The following is a 6,542-nucleotide window of genomic DNA, read 5'->3' as shown; positions in this document are numbered from 1 at the left end:
AGAAATTAAAAACGACTATTCCTATTTGGAATAGTCGCTTTTTTTATTCTTGACCACGGGCTAGTTGGTGTCCTTTAGTTTTGTAAATGATTAATCCAATTAGTAATCCTACGAAGGCCGGGATTACCCAATCCATGCCGATGGATGCAAAAGGTAGGATGCCTTGTTCGAAGTGAACTAGTGCTTTGATAAATGATAGGTTAGCTAAAACAGGTGGTAATGCAGCTAACATATCAAAGAAGGCAGGAATTAAAGTAAATATAATCGTAAATAGATATACGTTTTTATCTTTATGAATTAGTGGGGTACATAATCCAAGAATGATTAGTACCATCGCAAATGGGTATAAGAACATTAATACCGGAATTGACCAAGTGATGATTAAAGTTAATCCTTCGTTGGCAATGATAAATGATAGGAAACAGTTAATTGCTAACCATTGGTGATATGACAAACGAGGAAAGTGATCGTGAAAGTCTTGAGCAAAAGCGGCTACTAGACCTACGGCAGTAGTAACACAAGTTAGAGTCATTAAGGTAGCTAATAACGTATGACCAGTCATACCTAAGTAGTGACCCATGAATTGGTTAAAAGTAGTTCCACCATCATCGTTGCTAATCTTGAATAGGTTTAAAGTAGTGGCCCCAATCCAAATTAAGATGATGTAGATAATTCCAACTAATGCTTCAGCAATCAAACCGGCGCGAGCAGTAACCTTAGCGTTTGATTTCGGTGTGGTCTTACCTAGTTGTTTAACAGCAGCAACCACAGTAACCCCGAAGGCCAAACCAGCTAAGGCATCCATGGTGTTGTAACCTTGTAGGAAACCATTGAAGAATGATTGGTGTTTGTATGCTTCAGTAACCGGTTGTAGGGATGCATTCCCCATTGGATGCATAAATGCTAGTAAGAATGATAGGAATAGCAATGCTAAAAATAGTGGATTTAAAATTTTACCTAAGTTATCGATGATGCTAGATGTACGATATGAAAGGTAGAATGTTGCGATAAAGAATAGAGCGGTGAATATTAGCATTGCAATCTTTACGTATGGTGCGGGGATGAATGGTTCAATCCCAACCGTAAAGTTAACACTGGCAGTTCTAGGGGTTGCGAATAGTGGTCCTAAAGTTGAATGTACTAAAACTAAAAAGATAATGGCAAAAACAGGACCGAGTGGTCGGGCAATATCGTATACCCCTTTGGCACGGGAGATACTAATCGCAAGCACTGATAGTAGTGGTAATAATACTCCGGATGCTAGAAATCCCAGCGTTGCTGGAACCCAGTTAGCACCGGATAATTGACCTAAATGGATGGGAAAGATTAAGTTACCAGCACCGAAGAATAGTGCGAATAACATTGATCCGATAATTAAGTATTGTTTGATTGATAATGGTTTAGTATTGATGTCTTTAATTTCATTGTCCATGACGTTTCCTCCTTGAAAATACGGGTGTTAAATTGCTTGCATGTATTAACTACTCACGACACTTGTCATAACCATCATCTCCTTTTTTGTAAAAGCAATAAAAAAAGCACCCTTAGTTCTTATTGAACCAAGGGTGCTTTCGCACGGTACCACCTTAATTGCTAATCAAATATCGATTAGCCACTTCACGTACTAACATACGCTAACACTGTAATGGGTGTACCCAATATACGTTACTCTCCGGCAGGATTTCGGTATATAGCTCCAAAGATACTTTCACAAATAATCGGTTATCTCATTTCCAGATACTAGAGACTCTCTTGAACTCGCTTAAATGTTACTCTGCTTTTTCATCGCTTTTATTTAAACTGATTTATTTACTTAAAAAAATATAGCAGTAAAATTTTTGAAAGTCAAATATTATTTTAAAGAATCTAATTCATCAGTTGAAATGTAGTGTTTATCAACTAATTCGGGATGGCTTTGTTTGAAAGTGTATTCCTTAATCGGATTCTTAGTGGGCACAGAAGTGTAAATCTTAAAGTCATTAAATTGGTTGGCGTTACTAGTTACCATTACGTTATAGCTTTCGTCACCACTTACCTTAAGAACAGCTGGCCAATAAGTGTTGATTTTGTATAGTGATTCGATGTAAACGGCATCGGTTTTACCATAACGTTCCATCATAAGTGGGCCTTGTCCAGAAACAGGATCGGTGGGGTGATCACCTCTGAATAAGTCAGGTTGAACCACGATTTTAGCTTCTTGTCCGTAGTACCAATTACCATAGTAATTACTAGTAATGGGTTTGTAGACTGGGTTAGGGTTGATGTCTTGGGCGGTTTGTTTCTTAGTGTCTTTTTTTACAGTTTTTTGGCTGGATGAGCTACTCATAGATGATGAACTGCTGTTACTTGATGAAGTAGAAGTAGCAATGCTACTTGAGCTAGTTGCAGTCTTATCGGTTTTAGAGCTTGAATGATGATATGCACCAAATGCCATGATAGCTAGAATGATGACAATTATGGCTGAGATGACAGTAATAATTGCTTTTTTATCTTTCACGATAACACGTCCTTTCAATTGCTATGTTATCACTTTGAATAGATAAAAAAAGAGTTGAATCTTGGATTCGACTCTGATTTATGGGATAGGCTTTATTCTACAACGTTTGCCGCTAAATGTTTATTTTTTAAGTAGTGACACATTAGGCCTAATAGTAAACCAACGACTGCGAATACGACCCAATCCATACCGATGGATGCAAGTGGTAAGTAGTGTTGTTGGAAACCACCAACGGCTTTAGCAAATGCACTTTGTGATACGACTGGTGGGAATGATGCCAACATGTCCATTAAAGCAGGAACAGTGGTGAATAGCACTACCCAGAAGTAAACGACAGAATCGCGTTGGAATAGTGGTGAAAATACTGAAAGTAGGATTAAGACCATTGCAAATGGGTATAAGAACATTAGCATTGGTGTTGACCATTGGATGATAGTATCTAAACCAAAATTAGCAGTTAAGAATGATGCAACACACATTAGACCTAACCATTGAACGTAGCTTAATACTGGGAAGTGTTTGTGGAAATCTTGCGCGAATGCTGCCACTAATCCCATGGCAGTAGTTAAACAAGTTAATGTAAGTAGTGTTGCTAATAGTGCGTGACCGGTAGTTCCTAAGTAGTAGCCCATTAGTTGGTTAAATGCGACTCCACCGTCAGCAGATAATTTGAAATGACCTAAAGTAGTGGCACCTAACCAGATTAGAACCACATAGATTAAGCCGACTAATCCTTCAGCTAGAAAACCAGCTTTGGCAGTAACCTTGGCGTTACTAAATGGATTAGTTTTACCTAGTTGGTTAACAGCGGTAACGACGGTTACTCCAAATGCTAAACCGGCTAAGGCATCCATAGTGTTATAACCTTCTAAGAAACCGTTAAAGAATGATCCGTTTTGGTAAGCTGCAGTAACAGGTTGTGCAGCTGCTGAACTCATTGGGTGTAGGAAAGCTAAGAAGAAAACAACGAATAATAGCACTAAAAAGACGGGATTTAATAGTTTTCCAACACTGTCCATGATAGTTGATTCTTTGTATGAAAGAAGGAAGGCAGCTAAGAAGAATAAGAATGAAAATACTAGTAGTCCCACGTGGACATATTTATCTGGTAAGAATGGTTGTACACCCACTGCGAACGGAACAGTTGCTGTTCTAGGAGTTCCAAATAGTGGCCCAATTGTGGCATGGATTAAGACCATGAAGACTAGCGCAAAGGTAGGACCAAGTGGAACTCCGATGTCATAGACTCCTTTGGATTTAGTGACACTGATGGCTAGCACTGATAGTAGTGGTAAAACGACTCCGGTACATAGGAAACCCAGCATCGCTAAGACCCAATGTGATCCGGCTAATTGACCTAAGTGAATTGGGAAAATTAAGTTACCAGCTCCGAAGAAGAGGGCAAATAGCAGTGAACTGACGACTAAGTATTGTTTGGTTGATAGTGGTTTGGTATTTAAATCTTGCATAGTAAGACTCCTTTAATAATCTAATTGTGGTAGTTATGTTTGTTATCGGTAAAATGTCAATCGGACTATCCATTGCCATCATCTCCTTTATTGTTTTTTTGATTGCTGGAATAAAAAAAGACGCCCTTAATCTATTTTCATAGACTAAGGGCGTCTTTCGACACGGTACCACCTTACATTCGTAGCTAAAAAAAGCTACCTTCACGTACTAACATACGCTGACGCTGTAAGGGGCGCTCCCCATGCACTTTACTTTGTTCAGTACATCGCTCGAAAGGGATTTTCACAACCGAATCAATGCTTCCTTACACCAGACGAAGCTCGCTTAAATTGATGTGATTTGTTACTCAACTTTCTCATAGCAATCTTTTATTTGACATTATATTAAAACTTGATGAGAATAATGTCAACATTATTTTTAAAATAATAATTCTTATAATTTTCTTAACAAATCCCTTGATTCACAAGTGATATAATATTACTATACTATAAACCAATAAATAGCTGTCAATTTTTTAGTATGATAGAGGAGATATATATACATGAAGATTGATAATTATGTTCCAAAGAATCAAAGAAGAGAAGTTTCTGATCAAAGAATCAAGAACTTAAAACTTATGAGTAAAGTGGCTATCTTTACTTCATCACTTATGTACATTGCATACATTCCAGAAATTATTCAAAACTTTTCTGGAACACCAGTTAGCCCAATTCAACCATTCGTTGCTACAATTAACGCAACACTATGGACACTATATGGTTGGTTTAAGACCTATAAAGATTGGCCTTTAATTATTTCAAATGTCCCGGGAGTTATTTTTGGTTTAGTAACACTGGTAACAGTGTATGTACATTAATAAAGAGCCTAATGAGCAGATCGAAGTCGGTCTGCTTTTTTTATTTGCCAAAAAGAACATTTGTTCGTATAATAAATTTATCGAAAGGAGGAGCTGCAAATGGATTATTCAAAAGAACCTAGAGGAGTCTTTATGGTGATTGATAATAAGTCCTTTTATGCCAGTGTTGAGTGCGTTCAACTAGGATTGAATCCACTAACCGCTAGTTTAGTGGTCATGTCTGATCAAGATAACACTAATGGTGGCTTGATTTTAGCATCATCACCTACTGCTAAGAAAAGATTTCATATTACGAATGTGACTAGAAAGCGTGATTTACCTTGGGATGATTCATTGATTGTGGTTCCTCCTAGAATGAACTTGTATATCCAAAAGAACCTAGAAATTAATCAAATTTTTCATGAGTTCGCAGATGAAAAGCACTGCTTCCCATATTCAATTGATGAGACAATCCTAGACTTAACGCATTCATGGCAATTATTTGGTAATTCACCCGCTGAAGTTGCCCGTAAAATTCAAATGACAGTTAGAGAAAGACTCGGTCTTTATACCACTGTTGGAATTGGTGATAATCCAGTCCAAGCTAAGTTAGCATTGGATTTATTCGCTAAGCACAATCGTGATTTAGTAGGTCAATTGAGCTATCAAAACTTCACGGAATTAGTGTGGCCAATTCAACCACTAGATAAAATTTGGAGTATCGGTAAGCATACTAGAGAACATTTGGAAAACCTTGGTATTCATAATTTAGGTGAATTAGCACGAACTGATCCATATGAATTAAAAGCTCATTTAGGAGTGATGGGATATCAATTATTTGCGATTGCATGGGGAATTGATCGCGCACAATTAGACCAAAAGGTGCCAATTAAAGATAAAGGGTTATCTAATTCGCAAGTCCTACCTAGGGACTATAAAGATAAGCACGAATTAGAAGTCGTTATTACCGAAATCGCTGAACAAGTGGCATCTAGATTACGCCATCGCAAAAAGCAAACTAGTTGTGTTCATTTATATTTAGGCTTTTCATACGCAGAAAGTGAAGGTAGTGAACGTACAAGTATTTCGCATGAGCAAAAAATTGCGACAACTTCAGATAATCGGGAATTAATCGGAGCGGTAATGGACTTGTTCCATAAGCATTGGCATGGCGAACGAATTAGAAATGTCGGCGTTTCATATACCCGCTTAAGCGATAGTAGCGCTCAACAACTAGATATTTTTTCTAATCCAGAAGTTCAAATTAAAAAGTCGAAATTAGACCAAGTAACTGATGAAATTCGCTATAAATTTGGTGCGACCGCCATCTTTAAAGGCCATAGTTTAGAAAAAGGTGCCACAATGCTAAAACGTTCCGGATTAGTCGGTGGTCATAATGGAGGAAATGCATATGACTAATCAACAAACAGCTCGATTAATTTTAGACCGCGCGCAACCACTCTTTAAAAGAGAATATAACGTTCAATATCGTTTGAAGGTTGTCTTGGATCCATACGACCACCAATTTAATTTCTATATGATTCGATTTAAGCCGGGACATATTACTCGGGTAACACCGCTACACCATGTGAAGAGTACTAATATCTTAGATTTAGAAGAATTACTATCTTTAATCGAAGCAGAATTGAAATTAACGGTAGTCTTCGCTGGTTTTGAAGGAATTAAATGGGAAAGCAAGAATGGTTATATTCAACGCCCTAAAAGAAAGGATTGAGAACT

General features: G+C 37.6%; 6 protein-coding genes and 2 other annotated features. Of the genes, 3 read left to right on the top strand and 3 right to left on the bottom strand.

The window, feature by feature from the left end:
* Window positions 1–43: 43 nt before the first annotated feature.
* From brnQ (ABWU86_RS06675) to brnQ (ABWU86_RS06665), 3 genes are all read right to left on the bottom strand, one after another.
* Window positions 44–1,432 (bottom strand): branched-chain amino acid transport system II carrier protein, encoded by a 1,389-nt coding sequence (gene brnQ / locus ABWU86_RS06675; protein WP_353322142.1) that lies wholly within the window; start codon window positions 1,430–1,432, stop codon window positions 44–46.
* Window positions 1,433–1,558: 126 nt separating this feature from the next.
* Window positions 1,559–1,795: a binding site (T-box leader), on the bottom strand.
* Window positions 1,796–1,852: 57 nt separating this feature from the next.
* Window positions 1,853–2,497 carry a hypothetical protein gene (locus tag ABWU86_RS06670; protein WP_353322140.1) on the bottom strand — a complete coding sequence of 215 codons (645 nt, stop codon included), beginning with the start codon at window positions 2,495–2,497 and terminating at the stop codon, window positions 1,853–1,855.
* A gap of 92 nt (window positions 2,498–2,589) precedes the next feature.
* Window positions 2,590–3,966, bottom strand: a complete 1,377-nt coding sequence (gene brnQ / locus ABWU86_RS06665; RefSeq protein WP_353322138.1) for a branched-chain amino acid transport system II carrier protein — start codon at window positions 3,964–3,966, stop codon at window positions 2,590–2,592.
* A gap of 143 nt (window positions 3,967–4,109) precedes the next feature.
* Window positions 4,110–4,335: a binding site (T-box leader), on the bottom strand.
* 173 nt (window positions 4,336–4,508) lie between these two features.
* Between brnQ (ABWU86_RS06665) and ABWU86_RS06660 the strand changes: the two genes are divergently transcribed.
* The 3 genes from ABWU86_RS06660 (at window position 4,509) to ABWU86_RS06650 (ending at window position 6,537) form a co-directional block, all read left to right on the top strand.
* Window positions 4,509–4,823 carry a SemiSWEET family transporter gene (locus ABWU86_RS06660; protein ID WP_353322136.1) on the top strand — a complete coding sequence of 105 codons (315 nt, stop codon included), beginning with the start codon at window positions 4,509–4,511 and terminating at the stop codon, window positions 4,821–4,823.
* 99 nt (window positions 4,824–4,922) lie between these two features.
* Complete coding sequence (locus ABWU86_RS06655; RefSeq protein WP_353322134.1) at window positions 4,923–6,221, top strand: Y-family DNA polymerase; 1,299 nt, start codon at window positions 4,923–4,925, stop codon at window positions 6,219–6,221.
* Window positions 6,214–6,537, top strand: coding sequence for a hypothetical protein (locus ABWU86_RS06650; protein ID WP_353322132.1), 324 nt, complete (start codon window positions 6,214–6,216; stop codon window positions 6,535–6,537). Before ABWU86_RS06655 ends, ABWU86_RS06650 begins: the two co-directional genes overlap by 8 nt.
* The last annotated feature ends 5 nt before the right edge of the window (window positions 6,538–6,542 follow it).

Origin of the sequence: Apilactobacillus pseudapinorum (assembly GCF_040369555.1) — a bacterium.
GTDB lineage: Bacteria > Bacillota > Bacilli > Lactobacillales > Lactobacillaceae > Apilactobacillus.
This window is presented reverse-complemented; position numbering and strand designations above follow the sequence as displayed.